Annotated in this window: 14 protein-coding genes; 5 read left to right on the forward strand and 9 right to left on the reverse strand. The window is 65.2% G+C overall.

What is annotated here, in order from left to right; all coding sequences use genetic code 11:
• Window positions 1-121: 121 nt before the first annotated feature.
• The 9 genes from der to ABIN76_RS07630 all read right to left on the reverse strand — a co-directional run bounded on the left by der (window position 122) and on the right by ABIN76_RS07630 (window position 9,696).
• The gene (der, locus tag ABIN76_RS07590; RefSeq protein ID WP_346959094.1) at window positions 122-1,672 is read right to left on the reverse strand and encodes a ribosome biogenesis GTPase Der; all 1,551 of its coding nucleotides are present in this window, start codon (window positions 1,670-1,672) and stop codon (window positions 122-124) included.
• Window positions 1,669-2,367, reverse strand: a complete 699-nt coding sequence (locus tag ABIN76_RS07595; RefSeq protein WP_346959138.1) for a lysophospholipid acyltransferase family protein — start codon at window positions 2,365-2,367, stop codon at window positions 1,669-1,671. The genes der and ABIN76_RS07595 overlap by 4 nt, the downstream gene beginning before the upstream one ends.
• A 49-nt stretch (window positions 2,368-2,416) precedes the next feature.
• Window positions 2,417-3,160, reverse strand: a complete 744-nt coding sequence (cmk, locus tag ABIN76_RS07600) for a (d)CMP kinase (RefSeq protein WP_346959095.1) — start codon at window positions 3,158-3,160, stop codon at window positions 2,417-2,419.
• On the reverse strand, window positions 3,160-4,269 hold the full coding sequence (locus ABIN76_RS07605; protein ID WP_346959096.1) for a prephenate dehydrogenase: 1,110 nt from the start codon (window positions 4,267-4,269) through the stop codon (window positions 3,160-3,162). The genes cmk and ABIN76_RS07605 overlap by 1 nt, the downstream gene beginning before the upstream one ends.
• Window positions 4,270-4,272: 3 nt before the next feature.
• Entirely contained in the window at window positions 4,273-5,469 is a 1,197-nt protein-coding gene (locus ABIN76_RS07610; RefSeq protein ID WP_346959097.1) for a pseudouridine synthase, read from the reverse strand.
• 110 nt (window positions 5,470-5,579) lie between these two features.
• The gene (locus ABIN76_RS07615) at window positions 5,580-6,161 is read right to left on the reverse strand and encodes an SMC-Scp complex subunit ScpB (protein ID WP_346959139.1); all 582 of its coding nucleotides are present in this window, start codon (window positions 6,159-6,161) and stop codon (window positions 5,580-5,582) included.
• A gap of 101 nt (window positions 6,162-6,262) precedes the next feature.
• The gene (locus ABIN76_RS07620) at window positions 6,263-7,111 is read right to left on the reverse strand and encodes a ScpA family protein (protein WP_346959098.1); all 849 of its coding nucleotides are present in this window, start codon (window positions 7,109-7,111) and stop codon (window positions 6,263-6,265) included.
• Window positions 7,112-7,119: 8 nt separating this feature from the next.
• Entirely contained in the window at window positions 7,120-8,019 is a 900-nt protein-coding gene (locus tag ABIN76_RS07625; RefSeq protein ID WP_346959099.1) for an AAA family ATPase, read from the reverse strand.
• A 309-nt stretch (window positions 8,020-8,328) separates the two neighbouring features.
• Entirely contained in the window at window positions 8,329-9,696 is a 1,368-nt protein-coding gene (locus ABIN76_RS07630; protein WP_346959100.1) for a cation:dicarboxylate symporter family transporter, read from the reverse strand.
• A 134-nt stretch (window positions 9,697-9,830) separates the two neighbouring features.
• Between ABIN76_RS07630 and ABIN76_RS07635 the strand changes: the two genes are divergently transcribed.
• The 5 genes from ABIN76_RS07635 to ABIN76_RS07655 all read left to right on the forward strand — a co-directional run bounded on the left by ABIN76_RS07635 (window position 9,831) and on the right by ABIN76_RS07655 (window position 16,727).
• Window positions 9,831-11,561 (forward strand): sensor histidine kinase, encoded by a 1,731-nt coding sequence (locus tag ABIN76_RS07635; protein ID WP_346959101.1) that lies wholly within the window; start codon window positions 9,831-9,833, stop codon window positions 11,559-11,561.
• On the forward strand, window positions 11,558-12,277 hold the full coding sequence (locus ABIN76_RS07640; protein ID WP_346959102.1) for a response regulator: 720 nt from the start codon (window positions 11,558-11,560) through the stop codon (window positions 12,275-12,277). The genes ABIN76_RS07635 and ABIN76_RS07640 overlap by 4 nt, the downstream gene beginning before the upstream one ends.
• Before the next feature lie 98 nt (window positions 12,278-12,375).
• Entirely contained in the window at window positions 12,376-13,032 is a 657-nt protein-coding gene (locus ABIN76_RS07645; RefSeq protein ID WP_346959103.1) for a hypothetical protein, read from the forward strand.
• Between the two features lie 8 nt (window positions 13,033-13,040).
• Window positions 13,041-13,544 carry a hypothetical protein gene (locus ABIN76_RS07650; protein WP_346959104.1) on the forward strand — a complete coding sequence of 168 codons (504 nt, stop codon included), beginning with the start codon at window positions 13,041-13,043 and terminating at the stop codon, window positions 13,542-13,544.
• A 384-nt stretch (window positions 13,545-13,928) separates the two neighbouring features.
• Window positions 13,929-16,727 (forward strand): NACHT domain-containing protein, encoded by a 2,799-nt coding sequence (locus ABIN76_RS07655; protein WP_346959105.1) that lies wholly within the window; start codon window positions 13,929-13,931, stop codon window positions 16,725-16,727.
• The last annotated feature ends 295 nt before the right edge of the window (window positions 16,728-17,022 follow it).

Here is a 17,022-nt window from a genome sequence, read left to right on the forward strand (position 1 = left end):
CTCCTGTTGTTATCCAAAGGATTTCATCCGAGCAGTCCGGCCGAACCACCTCCAAAAGCTTACACGATTCCGGAGGGTGCCCGTGACACTTTCACCGTGTGACGGGCCACGCGTGTCGGAATTAACGCTTCTTGCCGCGCTTTTCCCGGACCCGCATGTTGACCTCGATCGGTGTGCCCTCGAAGCCGAAGGTTTCGCGGAGCCGGCGCGTGATGAAGCGGCGGTAGCCGGGGTCCAGGAACCCGGTGGTGAAGAGCACGAACTTCGGCGGCCGGCTCGAGGCCTGGGTGCCGAAGAGGATGCGGGGCTGCTTGCCGCCGCGGACCGGGTGCGGGTGGGCCGCCACCAGTTCGCCGAGGAACGCGTTAAGGCGTCCGGTGGGGATGCGCTTGTCCCAGCTCTCCAGCGCGGTGTCCAGGGCCGGGACCAGCCGGTCCTTGTGCCAGCCGGTCTTGGCCGAGATGTTCACGCGCGGGGCCCACGCCACGTGCGCCAGGTCCTGTTCGATTTCGCGTTCCAGGTAGGTGCGGCGTTCGTCGTCGAGCAGGTCCCACTTGTTGAACGCGAGCACCAGCGCGCGGCCGGACTCGATCGCCAGCTGCAGGATGCGCACGTCCTGCTCGCTGAGCACCTCGTCCACGGCGAGGAGCACGACGGCGACCTCCGCCTTTTCGAGCGCGCTCTGGGTGCGCAGCGAGGCGTAGAAGTCCGCGCCCTGGGCCATGTGCTGGCGGCGGCGGATGCCTGCCGTGTCCACGAAGCGCCAGGTCCGGCCGCCGAGTTCGATGAATTCATCGACCGGGTCGCGGGTGGTGCCGGCAGTGTTGTCAACGACGACGCGTTCGGAGCCGGCCAGCTTGTTCAGCAGCGAGGACTTGCCGACGTTCGGCCGGCCGATCAGCGCGATCCGGCGGGGTCCGCCGCTGCGCTCGAGGCCTTCGATGGTGGAGAATTCCGGCAGCGTGTCCATGACGTGGTCGAGCAGGTCGGCGACGCCGCGGCCGTGCAGCGCCGAGACCGGGTACGGCTCGCCGAAGCCGAGGCCCCAAAGCGCGGCCGAGTCGGCTTCCTGGGCGAAGTCGTCCACCTTGTTGGCCACCATGATGACCGGCTTCTTGGACTTGCGCAGCATCTTCATGACGCCCTCGTCCGTGGCGGTCGCGCCGACGGCGGAGTCCACCACGAACAGCACGGCGTCGGCGAGTTCCACGGCCATCTCGGCCTGCTCGGCAACGCGGGCGTGGATGCCGCGGGCGTCGTGCTCCCAGCCGCCGGTGTCGACGACGGTGAAGTTCCGGCCGTTCCAGTGCGCGGAGTACATCACGCGGTCGCGGGTGACGCCGGGGGTGTCCTCAACCACGGCTTCGCGGCGGCCCAGGATGCGGTTGACCAGGGTGGACTTGCCGACGTTGGGGCGGCCGATGATGGCCAGCACCGGGTCAAGCTTGACCGGGCCGTCGAAGTCCTCGTCCTCGTAGCGGCCGCTGAGCAGGGCCGCGTCTTCCTCGTCCAGCTCGTAGTCGTCCAGGCCGGCCCGGAGCGAGGCCGCGCGGAGCTCGGCTTCCTCGTCGTCCAGGGCGGCAAGATTCTCCGCCACCTGGTCCGTGCCGGTGGGCGTGTATTCGTCTTCGCCGGCGCCAAAATGGCCGGGGGTTTGAGTCGTATCGCTCATTGCACTTTCCTTTGGTGGTGATCTGCCGGCGTCCCGGCTACTGCTGTCTGTCGTTCTTGCGGGGAATCCGCGTCGGGCAGTCCCTGCCCGCTGTACTGAATTGTGTCCTGGACGTGGCGCGCCAGTGCGGCGCGGATCTCGGTTCCCACCCTGTCCATTGAAGCACGCCCGGTCTCGCCGGGCCTGCGGCTTACGGTGAGGGCACCGCCGAAGCTGACCTGCAGCCGCCGGCCGGGCCGGGGAACGGCGTTGAGGTGCTCGCCGCTGATCCTGGTTCCCAGGATGGCCACCGGGATGACGGTCGCGCCGGAGTTCAGCGCGAGCCAGGCCACGCCGTTGTTGATCGCCGCCGCCTCTCCGCTCCCCCGCGTGCCTTCGGGAAGGATCCCGACGCACCGTCCGGCGTCGAGGACACTTTTGGCCCGTTCCAGCGCCGCCCGGTCCCCCGAGCGGTCCACCGGCAGCTGGCCGGAAGCCCTGAGGACCAGGCCGAGGAACCCCTTGAACATCTCCTTCTTGACGAAGATGTGCATGGGCCGCGGCGCGGCGCCGAACATGACCGGGCCGTCGAGGAAACTGATGTGGTTCCCGGCGAAGATCACCGGTCCGGCCGCCGGAACGTTGGCGCGGCCCCTGACGGTGGTCCGGTACACCAGGTGGTCTAGCAGCCAGCCGACCGGACGGCTCCAGGCCATGGTCCCGAAGAGGTACCAGCGGCCGGGAAGCTGCGCCCCGGCTGCGGCCTCAGTCACGGTTGATGGCCGTGGGGTTGATGGCCGTGTGGCTGATGACCCGGTGCACGATCCCGAGGGCCGCGTCGACGGTCTGGGCGAAGTCCAGGTCCGAGGAGTCAAGGGTAACCACGCCGTCGGCGGCCTGGGTGAAGTTCACCACGGTGGAATCCTTGGCGTCCCGGGCCGTGACCTGCGCCGCGAGCTGTTCGGCGTTCTGGCTGCCGCCGAGCTGGATGCCGCGGCGGCGAAGCCGGGCCTCCTCGCTGGCGGTGAGCAGCATCCGGACTTCGGCGGACGGCGCGACGACGGTGGTGATGTCGCGTCCCTCCACCACCATGCGCCGGTGGTGCTTTTCGATCAGTTCGCGTTGCCGGCGGATCAGCTCGGTCCGGGCGCCGAGGGTGGTGGCGACGGCGCTGACCGCCGCGGAGATGGCCGGTTCACGGATGGCCTCGGTAATATCGGCACCCGCCACCCGGACGTACTCTTCCTGCGGGCTGGTACTGACCTCGAGCTGAAGGGCCTCGGCAGCGGCTTCAATCGCCTCGCCGTCGGCAAGGTCCATTCCGCTGTCGAGGCAGAACCAGGTCAGGGCCCGGTACATCGCTCCGGTGTCGAGGTAGGCCAGCCTGAGCCGGCGTGCCACCTCTTTGCTGACGCTGGATTTGCCGGAGCCGGAGGGGCCGTCGATTGCGACGACCAGGCTTTTGCCGGGGCGGACGACGTCCACCGTTTCAATGAGTTCCTGGGTCATTACTGGAGTACCCGCCATCCACGGTCGTTGAGGGCTTCGATGAGCAGTTCATGCTTGTTGGGCAGCACGGAGATTTCCACCATGCCGACATTCTGTCCTGAAGAGTGGTCCAGGCGGAGGTCCTCGAGGTTCACGCCGATCTCGCCGATCTCCGTCAGGAGCTTGGCGATCTGACCGGGCGTGTCATCCACCAGGACGGTCAGCCAGGAGTAGGCCTGTGGCGGCCCGCCGTGCTTGCCCGGAATCCGGGACTGGCCGGCGTTGCCTTCGCTGATCAGCTGCGCGAGGTCCAGCCGGGCGCCCGGCGCCATCGGGTCCTCGAGGGTCCCGATCAGCCGGTTAAGGTCATCGCGGACGCCGTAGAGGATCTCGACGACCTTGGCCGCATTGGCGCCGAGGATCTGCACCCAGAGCGTGGGGTCGCTCGCGGCGATCCTGGTCACGTCCCGCAATCCGTTGCCGGCAAGCGAAAGGGCGTGCAGCGGCGTTCCCTGCAGCCGGCTGGCCACCAGGGAGGACATGACCTGCGGCAGGTGCGAGACCAGCGCCACGGCTTCGTCGTGTTCCTCGGCCCCGAATTCGGAGACGACGGCGCCCAGGTCCCCGGCCAGCGACCGCGCCGCCTGCAGCGCTTCGGGCCGGCTTTCCGGTGAGGGGCAGAGCACCCACGGCATCGAGGTGAACAGTTCGCCGCGGGCGGCGACCGGGCCGGACTTCTCCCGGCCCGCCATCGGGTGGGTGCCCACATAGCGGCCCAGGTCAGCGCCGCGCGCGCGCAGCTCCGCCTGGATACCGGCCTTGACGCTGGCGATGTCCACCACGACGGCCTGCGGGTAGTCCTCGAGGGCCCGGGCGACGACGTCGGCCGTGACGTCCGGCGGCGCGGCGACCACCACGAGTTCCGGCGTTTCGCCGTCCAGGCGCGACAAGGGCAGGCCTGCGCCGATGTCGACGGCGACGGCCTGGTTGGTGGGCGAGGGATCGGAGAGGAACACGGCGACGCCGCGGCCCCGAAGTCCCAGCCCGATGCTGGTGCCCAGCAGCCCGGTTCCCACGACCACGACCGGCCCGTTCAGGTGGCCGCGGCCGTGGGTGCGAAATGCGGACATGCCTTACAGCCCCACGGATGCCAGCAGGTGGCCGACTTCCTGCTTGCCAAGGTTGCGGATGCTGCCCTGGCGCTGGTCGCCCAGGCCGATGGGGCCGACCTTGACGCGGACCAGGCGCAGCACCGGGAAGCCGACGGCGTCGAAGAGGCGCCGCACGATGCGGTTCTTGCCCGAGTGCAGTACGACCTCGATCAGCACGTGGCCCGGGGTCGAGTCGACGAGCTTGAAGGAGTCCACCGAGGCGATGCCGTCTTCGAGTTCGACGCCGGCCTTGAGCTGCGCGCCGACGCCCTGCGGGAACGGCCCGCGGACCTGGACGAGGTAGGTTTTGGGGACCTCATAGGAGGGGTGCGTCAGCCGGTTGGCGAGTTCGCCGTCGTTGGTCAGCAGCAGCAGGCCCTCGGTGGCGACGTCGAGCCGGCCGACGTGGAAGAGGCGTTCGCCGTGGTGGTTGCGGACGAAGTCGCTGATGCACGGGCGGCCGTCCGGGTCCTCCATCGTGGAGACGACACCCTTGGGCTTGTTGAACACCATGTAGACCATGTTCTCGTCCAGCTGGATGCGCAGGCCGTCCACGTGGATCACCGAGGTCTTGGGGTCGACGCGCACGCCGAGCTCCGTGACGACCTGGCCGTCGACCTCAACGCGGCCTTCGGCGATCATTTCCTCGCAGACGCGCCGCGAGGCGACGCCGGCGGAGGCCATGACCTTCTGCAGCCGGATGCCGTCGGCGTCGTGCAGCTCAGACTGCGGCACCTCGGCGCGCGGGCCTCGCTTGCGGGCGGGCTTGCGGACCGGGCCAAGGTTCTGCCCAAAGCGTTCGCTGCCGAAGGCGCGGGAGCCGGTGGCCTTGGCCGCGCCGGCGCCGATGCGCGGCTTGGGCTTGAGTGCGCCCGGCGTGCCGGGCACCTTGCCGGCGCCGGGCTTGCGGGCCGCCGGCTTGCGTGCGGCCGGCTTGGCGCCCTTCCGGTCACCCTGGTCCGGGGCCGCGCCGCCGGCGGCTCCCGGGTTGAGGTCCGGATCGACGAATGCTTCTTCGCGCGGCTTGGGCCGCTTGAACGGGCGGTCGCCGCCGCCCTTGGTGAAGTCGCCCTGGCCGCGGCCGGCGCCGCCCGCACCCTGGGTGCGTGCTGATTGGTGTCCGGCGCTGGTGCGTCCCGAACCGTTACGTGGTGAACCCTGGCGTCCCGCCTGTGTCATGACCCGTCCTTCGTTTGTTGGCCTGTGGCGGCTGCCCCACGGCAGTCCCCCACCGGCCGGGCAACTGGTTCTGCCCTGGTGGATACTCGTTGCGCAGGCAGCGTTCCTGCCTACATTCTTCCTGCGTCGTAAAACTCTGCTATGCCTTCAAGCCCTGGAAGATGGGGTGAAAGCTGAGGCAACTCAGCCACCGAGCCGATTCCCATGCGTTCAAGGAAATACGACGTCGTGCGGTACAGGATGGCCCCGGATTCGGGATCGTGTCCCGAATCCTCGATCAGTCCGCGCTGGGTCAGCGTCCGCACGACAGAGTCAACATTGACCCCTCGAATTGCAGACACCCGCGCCCTTGATACGGGCTGGCGGTAGGCGATGACGGCGAGCGTTTCGAGCGCCGCCTGCGTCAGCCTGGCTGTCTGTCCTTCCAGCACGAATCCGCCAACGACGTCGGCGAACTCAGCGCGGGAATAGATACGCCAGCCGCCGGCGATATTCCGCAATTCAAAACCCCGGGGGGCGGCACTGAAAGCAGTATTTTCAGGTGTACTGCCGGCGTCGTCCGCATCCGGGGCATTACCAGTATAGCCGTTATACTCCCGTTGCAGTTCCCCGAGCAGGCCCTCGACGACGTCGACTGTCAGGTTCAGGCCGCTGGCCAGCTCCGTGGCCGTCGCCGGTTCGTCGATCACCATCAGCACGGCTTCGAGGGCGGCGCGGGCGCCGCCGGGCAGGTTGGCGACATCCGGCCCGGCGTCCGGCGCGGTCTCAGGCGCGGTCTCAGGCAGTTGGTCCGTCACGGCTGTTCCTCGTATTCTTCGCTGAGATTCTCGCTGCTCCAGTCCGTGCCGTCGGCGGTCCAGTGCACGGACAGCTCGCCCAGGGGTAGCAGCTGGTCGAAGGCCACCGCCTTGTCCCGGAACATTTCCAGCAGGGCCAGGAACCGGGCCACCACCACAAGGGTTGACTCGGCGTCGGCGATCAGGGCCCGGAAGGTGAGCGCTTTGCCCAGCCGGAGCCGGTGGCCGATGATTTCGGCCTGTTCTTTCACACTAACCGGCGTCCCGTGCAGGTGCGCGAGGCCTACCTCGGTGGGGGCCGCTGCCTTGGGTTTCAGGGCCGCCTCGGCCAGGGCCGCGAACTGTTGCGGGGTGTGTTTCCAGACCAGCTCCGGCAAGAGTGCCGCGAAGTGGCTTTCCAGCGCGACCTGCCGCGGGTAGCGCCGGCCTTCCAGTTCGAGCGTCGAGCCGATGAGTCCGGCCACCTGCTTGAAGGCCTTGTATTGCAACAGCCGGGCGAAGAGCAGGTCGCGGGCCTCGAGCAGTGCGATGTCTTCGTCGTCCTCGACCTCGCCGGCGGGCAGCAGCCGCGCCGCTTTGAGGTCCAGCAGGGTGGCGGCAATCACCAGGAACTCGCTGGCCTCATCCAGCGCCCAGTCCTCCCCCAGCCGCTGCAGCCCCTTGATGTACTTGATGAACTCGTCGGTGACCGTGGCCAGGGCCACCTCGGTAATGTCCAGCTGGTGCTTGGAAATCAAGCCCAACAGCAGGTCGAACGGTCCGGTGAAGTTGGCCAGCCGGACCTCGAAGCCGGGCTTTTTCCCAGGCGGCAACACTTCCGCCGTCGGGGTCGCTGTGGCCGTCACAGCCCTGGCTAGGGGGCGCCGCCGCGCGAAATCAGCTCTTTGGCCAGGCGGCGGTAGGCGTCGGCGCCGGCGTGGTTGCCGGCGTAGCTGGTAATGGGTTCGGCCGCCACGGTGGCGTCGGCGAACTTGATGGAGCGCTTGATGACGGTCTCGAAGACTTTGTCGCCGAAGGCCTCCACCAGCCGGGCGATGACCTCGCGGCCGTGCAGGGTGCGGGCGTCGTACATCGTGGCGAGCACGCCGTCGACCTGCAGGCGCGGGTTGAGCCGGTCCTGGACCTTGTCGATAGTCTCGACCAGCAGCGCGACCGCGCGGAGGGCGAAGAATTCGCAGATCAGCGGGATGATCACGCCGTGGGCTGCGGTCAGTGCGTTGACCGTGAGCAGGCCGAGCGAAGGCTGGCAGTCGATCAGGACGACGTCGTAGTCGTCCTCGACCTTTTTCAGGGCACGGTCCAGGACCTGTTCCCGGGCCACCTCGTTCACCAGCTGGACTTCCGCGGCGGAGAGGTCGATGTTGGCCGGGAGCAGGTCCACGTTCTCGACGCCGGTCTTCTGGATGGCGTCGCGGATGTCGACCTTGCGGTCCATCAGGACGTTGTAGACCGTGAGGTCGAGTTCATGCGGGTTGGTGCCGAGGCCGGCTGAGAGGGCCCCCTGCGGGTCGAAGTCGACCAGCAGCACGCGGCGGCCGTATTCGGCCAGGGCGGCGGCCAGGTTGATGGTGGACGTGGTCTTGCCCACGCCGCCCTTCTGGTTGACCATGGCGATGACCCGGGCCGGGCCGTGGGATGACAGCGGCGCGGGCTCCGGGAAGTCGCGTTGGGGGCGCCCGGTGGGGCCCATGATTGCGTCGTCCAGGTCGAGTTCGGTGCCTTCCAGAGTGGCTGACCCCTGTTCGCTGCTCACGTATCTATCCACACTTTCGATGACGGTGATTTGGTGCTTGATCCGGCTGGCCTGGTGTCGCTGCCTGGTACTGCCGGCTTGATGCTGACTGCTTGATCCTGCTGGCGGCCCGCCAGTAGCGGATCGTCGTTCCTCCCAAGGTTACAGCCCCCGACACGGTATTCGACGGACCTTGACAACCGCCGTTCCGCGCGCCTTTACCCTCTGGTAGAGGTCGAGGGTTGCTTCGGCGGCAGGGTTTCGGAACACACAAAACCGCCCGGACGCGGGGTGCGCGTCCGGGCGGTTTCAGGTCCTTCGGGGTGGTGCTCAGGCGTTGGCGGGCACCGGCTGGCCGGTCTGGACAGCCGGTTCAACGGCGGCCTCGTGACCGGCGTGGCCGGCCATCATCGTCTGCTCGTCGAAGGGCTCGGCGCCGGAGAGGACACGCTCAACCTGTCCGCCGTCGATTTCCTTGACCCAGGTGCCGATCAGGACCGTCGCCACGGCGTTGCCGGTGAAGTTGGTCAGCGCGCGGGCCTCGGACATGAAGCGGTCGATGCCGACGATCATGCCTACGCCGCCCAGCAGTTCCGGGCGGTGGGCCTGCAGGCCCGCAGCCAGGGTGGCGAGGCCGGCGCCGGTGACACCGGCGGCGCCCTTGGAGGCGATGATCATGAAGATCAGCAGTGAGACCTGCGCGCCCAGGTCCAGCGGAGTGCCCATGGCGTTGGCGACGAACAGGGAGGCCATGGTCAGGTAGATGGCCGTGCCGTCGAGGTTGAAGGAGTACCCGGTGGGGACGGTGACGCCGACCACGGGCTTGGACACGCCGAGGTGTTCCATCTTCGCGATCAGGCGGGGCAGGGCCGACTCCGAGGAGGAGGTGGAGAAGATCAGCAGGTATTCGCGGCCGAGGTACTTCATCAGGCGGAAGATGTTGACGCCGGTGACCACCTTGAGCACACCACCCAGGATCACGACGATGAACACGGCGCAGGTGATGTAGAAGGCGACCATCAGGGTGGCCATGCTGATGATGGCCTGGACGCCGGTGGCGCCGACGACGGCGGCGATCGCACCGAACGCACCTACCGGGGCGAGCCACATGATCATGATGAGCAGGCGGAACACGAGGACCTGGCCGTGGCCGATGGCCTTCAGGATCGGGGTGCCCTGCGGGCCCATCTTCTGCAGCGCGAAACCAATGAGGATGGCCGCAAAGAGTGTGGGCAGCACGGGGATGTCACCCGGAATGATGCCCAGCAGGAAGTCGACGGTGCTGTCCGTCGCGGCCTTCTTGTTCGGATCGTAGGGGGCGATCTTGAGGCCCTCACCCGGGTGGATCAGGTTGCCGACGACGAGGCCGATGGCCAGGGCGAAGGTCGACATAACGATGAAGTAGCCCAGGGCCAGACCGCCGACCTTGCCGACCGTGGCCGCCTTGGCGATGGAGCCGATGCCGAGGACGATGGTGCAGAAAATGACGGGGGCGATCAACATCTTGATGAGCTTGATGAAGCCGTCGCCCAGCGGCTTGAGGGACTTGCCGAACTCGGGGAAGATCAACCCGACGAGGGCCCCGAGAACAACAGCGATGATGACGGCCATGTACAGGTAGTGGGACTTGTCCAGCCCCTTGCGCTTCTTGACCGGCGCCGCGGCCTGTGCCGCTGACTCTCCTCTTTGAGAGGCCATGGTGTTCTCCTTGGATAGGCTGGACTTCGATGCGGCTTGGGGTGCGCATCACGTCCGTTCTGCGTGTTCCTCCATCTTTGGGTATGAAGTGACGCGCATCACCGTTGCGTTCATATTGGTCATGGAAGGTGCAGTTGATCCATCACTGGAGCATCGCCCGCAGGCTGTTTGTGTCCCATCTGCTGTTCATGCTGGCCCTGACGGCGATCGTTGGCACGGCCACGTTCGTGGACGCCCGCGACCACGCCTATGAGGAGGCCGGCCGGCGGATGGCCGGGATCGCGACCGCCGTTGCGGACAACCCGCTGGTCCTGCAGGCCGCGAGCGCCCCGGATCCTTCCGCGCAGCTGCAGCCCTACGCCCAAAAGGTGATGCGGGATGCCCGGGCGGACTTCATCACCATCATGGCGCCGGACCGGACCCGGTGGACCCATCCCCGCGACGAGGAGCTGGGCAAGCCGTACATCGGCTCGATCGACGCCGCCTTGAAAGGCGAGGTCTTCACCGAGATCATGGCCGGCACACTCGGCCCCTCGGTGCGCACGATCGCCCCGGTGAAGGACGCGGACGGCAAGGTCCGGGCGCTGGTGGCGGCCGGCGTGACAGTGCGGACGGTGGATGTGGCGTTTTCCGGCCGCCTGCCCGCCCTGCTCGCGATCGCCGTGGCGCTGCTGGCGGCCGGCTCGGCGGCGTCGTGGCTGCTGGGGCGCTATCTCCGCCGGGTGACCCGCGGCTGGGGTCCGGAACAGCTGGCACAGCTGTTCGCCTACTACGAGTCGGTTCTCCACTCGGTCCGCGAGGGTGTGATCCTCATTGACCCGCGCGGCAAGGTGGTGATGTACAACGACCAGGCTGCGGCGCTGCTGGGGGTACCGCCCCGCACGGTCGACGGCGGTTCCTCCGGCGGGCGGGGCGCGGAGCCGCCGTCGCTGGCGGACCTGCCGCTGGCCCCCAGCCTGAAGGAGCTGTTTGAATCCGGCCGGACCGCCCAGGACGAGATCCACTTGACGGGCGCTCGGGTGCTGGTGGTGAACCAGGGCCCCGCCGTGGGTCCCCGCTCCGCTGCGGGCCGCCAGCGGCCGGCGCCGTCCGGCGCGGTCTACGGCACCGTGGCCACCATCCGGGACCGGACCGAGATCGAGTCGCTCGGCAGTGAGCTGGAAACCATGCGGACGCTCTCCGACGCGCTCCGGGCCCAGACCCATGAGCACGCCAACCGGCTGCACACGATGGTGTCTCTGATGGAGCTGGGCCGCAGCGCCGAGGCGCTGGACTTCGCCACCAAGGACCTGGAGCTGAGCCAGCGGCTCACCGACGACCTGGTCAGCTCGCTCGAGGAGCCGGTGCTCGGCGCCCTGGTCATGGGCAAGGCGGCCGAAGCGCACGAACGCGGCGTCGAACTCATCCTCACGGCGGGCGGCTCCACGGCCGTAACCGGGCTGGCCGTCCAGGACCTCGTCACCATCCTCGGGAACCTGCTCGACAACGCAATCGACGCCGCCGCCGACGCGCCGCCGCCACGCCTCGTGGAATTGTCTGTCTCCTCGGAGGGCGGAGCCTTGGAGATCACGGTGGAGGACAGCGGCCCCGGAATCGATCCGGACGCCGTGGATGACGTCTTTCGGCACGGCTTCAGCACCAAGGCGGCAGGGCGCTTCGGGCGCGGACTCGGGCTGGCGCTGGTGCGCCAGGCAGTGCAGCGTCTGGGCGGTAGCATGACAATCACCAGCCCGGCCGGGGCACTGTTCCGGGTCACCCTGCCGGCGATTCCGGTGGCAGCGCCAAGCGCGCCGGCAGGCACCGCGGAAGACCCCACAGAAGACTCCCGGGTAAAACCCGCCCGGACAGCAGAGGAACAGCAATGAGCGACATCCGCGTACTCGTCGTCGAGGACGAGCCGATCGAGGCCGCGGCCCACGCCGCGTACATCGGGCGGCTGGACGGCTTCACCCTGGCCGGGTCCGCCCCGGACGGGCAGTCCGCCCTTCGCCTGATGACGGAGCTGTCCGCCGCGGGCCAGCCGGTGGAACTGGTGCTGCTGGACATGAACCTGCCGGACCTGCACGGGCTGGACATCGCCCGCCGGATGCGGGCCGCCGGTCTTTTTGCCGACATCATCGCCATTACGGCCGTGCGCGAACTGAACATTGTCCGCAGCGCCGTGGCAACCGGCGTCGTGCAGTACCTGATCAAACCGTTCACCTACGCGACGTTCGCGGACAAACTGCGCAGCTACCGGCAGTTCCGTGAGCAGCTGGCCTCCCCCGGGCCGGGCGGCACCGGGGCCGGCGCGTCGCAGAGCGACGTGGATCAAGCTTTCGCGAGCCTGCGGGCACCCTCCGAACTGCCGCTGCCCAAGGGCCTGTCTACGTCCACCCTGGACTCGGTGCAGGACTTCATGAAGCTGCAGACCGGGGCGGTGTCGGCCAGCGAGGTGATGGAGGCGCTGGGCATGTCCCGGGTGACGGCGCGGCGCTATCTGGAGTACCTGGCCGACGCCGGCACGGTGACCCGCACCGCCCGCTACGGCGCGCCGGGCCGGCCGGAAAACGAATACCGCTGGGGCCGGGCAGGGTCCTAGACCTGCTCGTATGGCCACCCAGTGTCCAATGAGCACGGCGCCCCGGGAATGTCGGTGCCTTGTCTTATCCTCGGGGAAACTCGCGAGGAAGGTACCCAATGGCATCACTCGAGGACGAGCTCCTCACGCACCAGTTCATCTACGTGCCGTGGGTGGAGAGCAAGCCCCTCTACCAGAGCACCCCTCAGGTGGCGTTGTACCTGCAAAAGAAGCATCATGCCCGGTTGACGGTTGTGTGCAACACAAAGTCAAACGCTCCAGGCGGCCTCGGCAAGGCACCCGTCGTTACCGAGCGCAGCGGTAGCGTCGAAGATGGCGGAGTTGTCTTCGCCTACTGCCCGACCTACAAGGTGATGAGCAGAATAACGCACCTGAAGAAAAGCATCATCATAGTCGTCGAGTGGCCCACCGAGTCCTACGAGGGGTGGGCTCGACTTGTCGGGGCGTACAACGTCGTGACAGGGGCAGTGATGTCGACGAACCTCACCGACGTCGGACGCAAGGAACTCGACAGCATCCTGTTCGAGGGCTATAAGGGCTGGCACGATAACATCGCTGTCCGGCTGACGATCAGCCACCTCGAGAAGCTCGCCGCACTGGGTCAGTACGACCGGGGCGTGGTCCTGGCCCACGTACGGCGGGAGAAGAGCGAGGACAGTGTGGAGAGCTTCATCAAGATCCTCGACCAGTTCGAATCCGCTCAGAAGTCGGCACTGGGATCTTCGGCGTCCATGAAAGCTGAGGGCCTGCAGTGATAGATGCCTTGGCCAGCCCTGCCGTCGGCAACTTAGTTCAGATCTTCCTGGCAATCGTCACTGTCGGTGGCCTGTGGGTTGCCCTGGCCAACGGGAAAAAGGATCGAACAACGGCGATGTCCCTGGCTGTAGGTGATCGCCGGGCTGCTGATGAGCGTGCGGACAGTGACCGTCGGGAGGCAACAGCTGCGATAGAAGACGAGCGGGCCTTCCTCCGTGAGCAAGCCCAGCTACAGATGCAGCTCGATCATGCGTTGAAGATCGTGCAAACCGCCGAGAACTTCCCACAGGGCGATTTCAACATGATCAAGCACTGGGGCCTGTCCATAAGGGCTTCGGTCATCGTCCTCGGCAAAGACCTCGTCCCACATGCATGGTCCGTATTTATCGACCATGAGCACCGGTGGGAAGACATTAAGGAGGGCGTACTGCAGGAGATCAATGACCTGGCCATCCGTACAGCACGTACCTTGAACTGCCCGTCGTGCTACCACGTGCACGGCACCATTTGACGGAAGTCAAGAACCCAGAATGAGACCGACAACCGCTTTGAGGGCAGCAGATGACAATGAATGACGAGGTTTCACCCTTCGTCACGCCCTTCTTTGCTGCCCCGAGGCTATGTTGTCGCTGGCCGACTGGAGGAGTTCCTCTCACCAACTGAAGATGTCGAGGAGTACCGCTTCCGTTCGTATGAGTCCTTCCGCCGAAGTATCGCTGGAATCACGATCCTCACCTACGACGAAGTCCTGGGAAGAGCGAAGGCCGCCATCGATCTGGATACAGCTGCTTGAGGGGAGAATCCAGGAAGTTCTAGGTAAGTACGCGCGCCATGATCCGGGGTGTCCGTCCAAGCGCGCGGATAGCCTGGTCCGACTCAGCTAGAGTCAAGCCTCATGGAACCTTTGACTGTGGGGGCGGCTGTGGTGGCTGGCATTGGGGCCGGCAACACAGCCGTCAAGGGCACAACAAACATCGCGAGCGGAATTAAGTACGCCCTGCGACGGCTGCGGCTTTCCGGCAAGTATGACCCGGACTGGCTCGACCTGGGATCGGCGGGCAGTTCACTAACCGCCTCTCAGACTGAGGACGTCCACAAGTTCCTGGCCTCCGTCCGCGTTCAGCCGATTATGCGATTTGTCGCTCTCGCAAAGCTAATTCCCACTTCTGCTGCACACCCCGAGATTATTGAGGCGATGAAAATCGCCTTTCGCAGCGAGGCGGAGCGGTGGCTGATCCATTTTCCAGGCGAAAAGTGGGGGGAGCACATCGGCGCAATCTGGGAGCGTTTGATCCAGATATACGACGCGATGGTCCCCAAAACCGACGACGAGGGGTTGGTTGAAGATGCAGAGAGCTTCGTCGACTTCCTAGCGTCCCCATTGGGCAAGCCGGTGAACAAAACGGGGCTTGCTACGGCCTACCTGGACCGGCTTACGAAGTTGGCCGGCAACTTGAACGAACTCGTGTCTACTGCAGAGAAGTCCCGGCACCTTGCCCAGCTCATTACGGTTGCTGGCCACACTCCGATCATCAACCACATAGAAGTTTCAGGTGGGGCGGGGTTCCAGGATCTTTATGTCGGGAGACTCTTTAAAGACCTCAAGACCCACGAGACCGTTGACTCTGAAGATCTGATCTCATCGCTCATACCCTTCAGAGCGGTGCTCAAAGGTGCGCCAGGAGCCGGAAAGAGCACCTTTGTTGGGCACTTTGTCCAAGCTATGGCATCGCCACGAGACGACGGTGAGGGCAGTCCTAGCGTTGTAGTTCGCTGCCGTGAGTACGTCCGGAACGCTTGGAACACATCCATAACCGACTACGCCGCGCAGAAGACAGCCGTGGACCGGTCCACGACGCTCAGCGCATCCGAGCTGGAAAACATGCTGCTGACCGGGCAAGTGATCATGGTTTTTGACGGACTGGACGAGATTACCGACCGATCCCAACGAGCCGAGATGGTCCAGAGAATCCATGCCTTTACCGCGCAGTATCCCCCAACCTCCGTTTTAATCACCACACGGTCCGTGGGGTACGAAAGGGCTCCTCTGGATAGAACCCTTTTTAGGCAGTTGGAGCTCGAAGAGTTTTCCGTAGAGCAGGTGCGGGAGTACGCCACAAGGTGGTTCACTCATGCAGGCCGGGCCGAACTGATTGACAGTTTTATGAGCGAGTCGGAGAGTGTAGCGGACCTAAGGATCAATCCACTCCTGCTGTCCCTGCTCTGCAATCTCTACCGAAGCAGCGGAGAGATACCGAGCAACCGCCGAGACATATATGCCGACTGCGCTGAACTCCTCTTCAAACGCTGGGACGCTCATCGACAGATCCAGGTGTCCCACGCTGTCCCACGTTTCGCCAACCAGCTGATGCAGCAGATAGCGGAATGGTTCTTCTCGACTACGTCCGCACAGTCGGGAGTTGAGGAGCGCCAAATTGCGAAGGTCATCTCCGACTATATGGTCAGCGATATCGGGCTCCTTCCGGACGAAGCAAGGGAGTCAGCGAAAGAGTTCCTGAACTTCTGCGCCGATCGGGCATGGCTACTTGGCAGTGAAGGTACCAACGAGCGAAATGAGCGTCTCTACTCATTCACTCATCGAACTTTCCTTGAGTTCTTTGCCGCGGAGGCAATGGCCCGTGAGGCCCCCTCCCCCGAGGAACTTGCGAGGCGTATAAGGGAAGCCTTCGACAAGGACTCCACATCCTTGGTCCCAGAACTGCTTATCCAGAGCTATGACTTCGTCAGGAGGCGGGGTGGCACACAGGCATTTGAAGACCTCTGCAAAGCCACGTCGCCGACTACTCCGACGCTTCTTCTACTCAGGCTCCTAGACGGTGCGGTCGTAGCAAAGTACGCGCTCGAGGCCGGCCTCAAGATCCTGATAGGACGATGGCAGCGCAGCCAGTCAATTCCCAGAGATGAATTCCTTGCGCTCTTAGCCATCAACTCAATCGCGAGAGGCAACCTGGTCGAGACATTTCTCATGGCTCCCCAAGAGCGGGTCATTCGAGAGATATTTCTTTCAAGTTGGAGCAGCTACCAACTGTCAGGCGGCAGCCACTTTGAGGACGGATGGAAAGCGGAAGCACTCCAGATCGCCCGGAAATTCTCAGCGGAGATGACAGAGTGCCGGGAGGAAAACCTCGTCAACTGGCTGCTAGTTGAAGGAATGGAGGCAGCCGATCAGTTGGATCCTTGGTCCTACCTCTGTTGCGAAGGAACGTTCGGTCTCTATGGAGGAGCCGTCTGGTGGAGTCTTGAAAACTGCGGCGCAGTTCCGATGACAGAACATCAAGTCCGGGCCATAGACAAAGTACATTCACTTGTCAGCAAACAGCCGATTCCCCGCTGGGTTTGCTATATCTGCGGGGATGTGAAGCCGGCCCCGGCGCTCACTGCAGGCAGCAACCTCGACGCAGTTGAGGTGAAACTCCGCGAGATATTGGCCATCGTTCTATTTTCTTCGTATGAGGAGGACCAGCAGGAGGCGGACCTCGTGTCATCGTCCCAGTGCTGGCCTGGCCGAGTCGAGTATGTAGGCCGCTACCGGGACTGGAAACACGGACATGGCACTGAACTTTCGCCCGAGGAGGAGCAACAGGCACTGGCTGCAATCGCGGAGCTTCCGCCGCGAATCCAAAAATGGGCAAAAGGCGGAAAGTACCTGCTCGCGGACACGAAGCTCACCTAAGCGTCGGCGGTGCGGTACCGAACAAACCATCGACTACATCGTTGCTTGACCTGGCGAAGACGCCGAATTTCATCAGATGCCCCCCGTAGCCGCACTGTAGTTCTCCGGGCCTTCACGCACCTGTCACCAATCAACGCCCTTAGTTCCGCATGAGTGTGCAACCTGACGCCAAGCCGTCTTTGACGTCAATACTGGCAAAGACAGTATTGACGTCATTAGGGCTAGATTCGCCGGCCAAGAGCTCCCGGCCGCCGTCGAGTTGGCATTTCGCGGCAGTGCTTCCGGGAAAAACCCC

Origin of the sequence: uncultured Arthrobacter sp. (genome assembly GCF_964021775.1) — a bacterium.
Lineage (GTDB): Bacteria > Actinomycetota > Actinomycetes > Actinomycetales > Micrococcaceae > Arthrobacter.

Excerpts from the sequence above, each read along its gene's own strand:
- cmk (WP_346959095.1), bottom strand. The coding sequence starts at position 3,160 with ATGACCCAGGAACTCATTGAAACGGTGGACGTCGTCCGCCCCGGCAAA.
- ABIN76_RS07640 (WP_346959102.1), top strand. The coding sequence starts at position 11,558 with ATGAGCGACATCCGCGTACTCGTCGTCGAGGACGAGCCGATCGAGGCC.
- ABIN76_RS07615 (WP_346959139.1), bottom strand. The coding sequence starts at position 6,161 with ATGGTGATCGACGAACCGGCGACGGCCACGGAGCTGGCCAGCGGCCTG.
- ABIN76_RS07605 (WP_346959096.1), bottom strand. The coding sequence starts at position 4,269 with ATGTCCGCATTTCGCACCCACGGCCGCGGCCACCTGAACGGGCCGGTC.
- ABIN76_RS07630 (WP_346959100.1), bottom strand. The coding sequence starts at position 9,696 with ATGGCCTCTCAAAGAGGAGAGTCAGCGGCACAGGCCGCGGCGCCGGTC.
- ABIN76_RS07645 (WP_346959103.1), top strand. The coding sequence starts at position 12,376 with ATGGCATCACTCGAGGACGAGCTCCTCACGCACCAGTTCATCTACGTG.
- ABIN76_RS07610 (WP_346959097.1), bottom strand. The coding sequence starts at position 5,469 with ATGACACAGGCGGGACGCCAGGGTTCACCACGTAACGGTTCGGGACGC.
- ABIN76_RS07595 (WP_346959138.1), bottom strand. The coding sequence starts at position 2,367 with ATGGCCTGGAGCCGTCCGGTCGGCTGGCTGCTAGACCACCTGGTGTAC.
- der (WP_346959094.1), bottom strand. The coding sequence starts at position 1,672 with ATGAGCGATACGACTCAAACCCCCGGCCATTTTGGCGCCGGCGAAGAC.
- ABIN76_RS07655 (WP_346959105.1), top strand. The coding sequence starts at position 13,929 with ATGGAACCTTTGACTGTGGGGGCGGCTGTGGTGGCTGGCATTGGGGCC.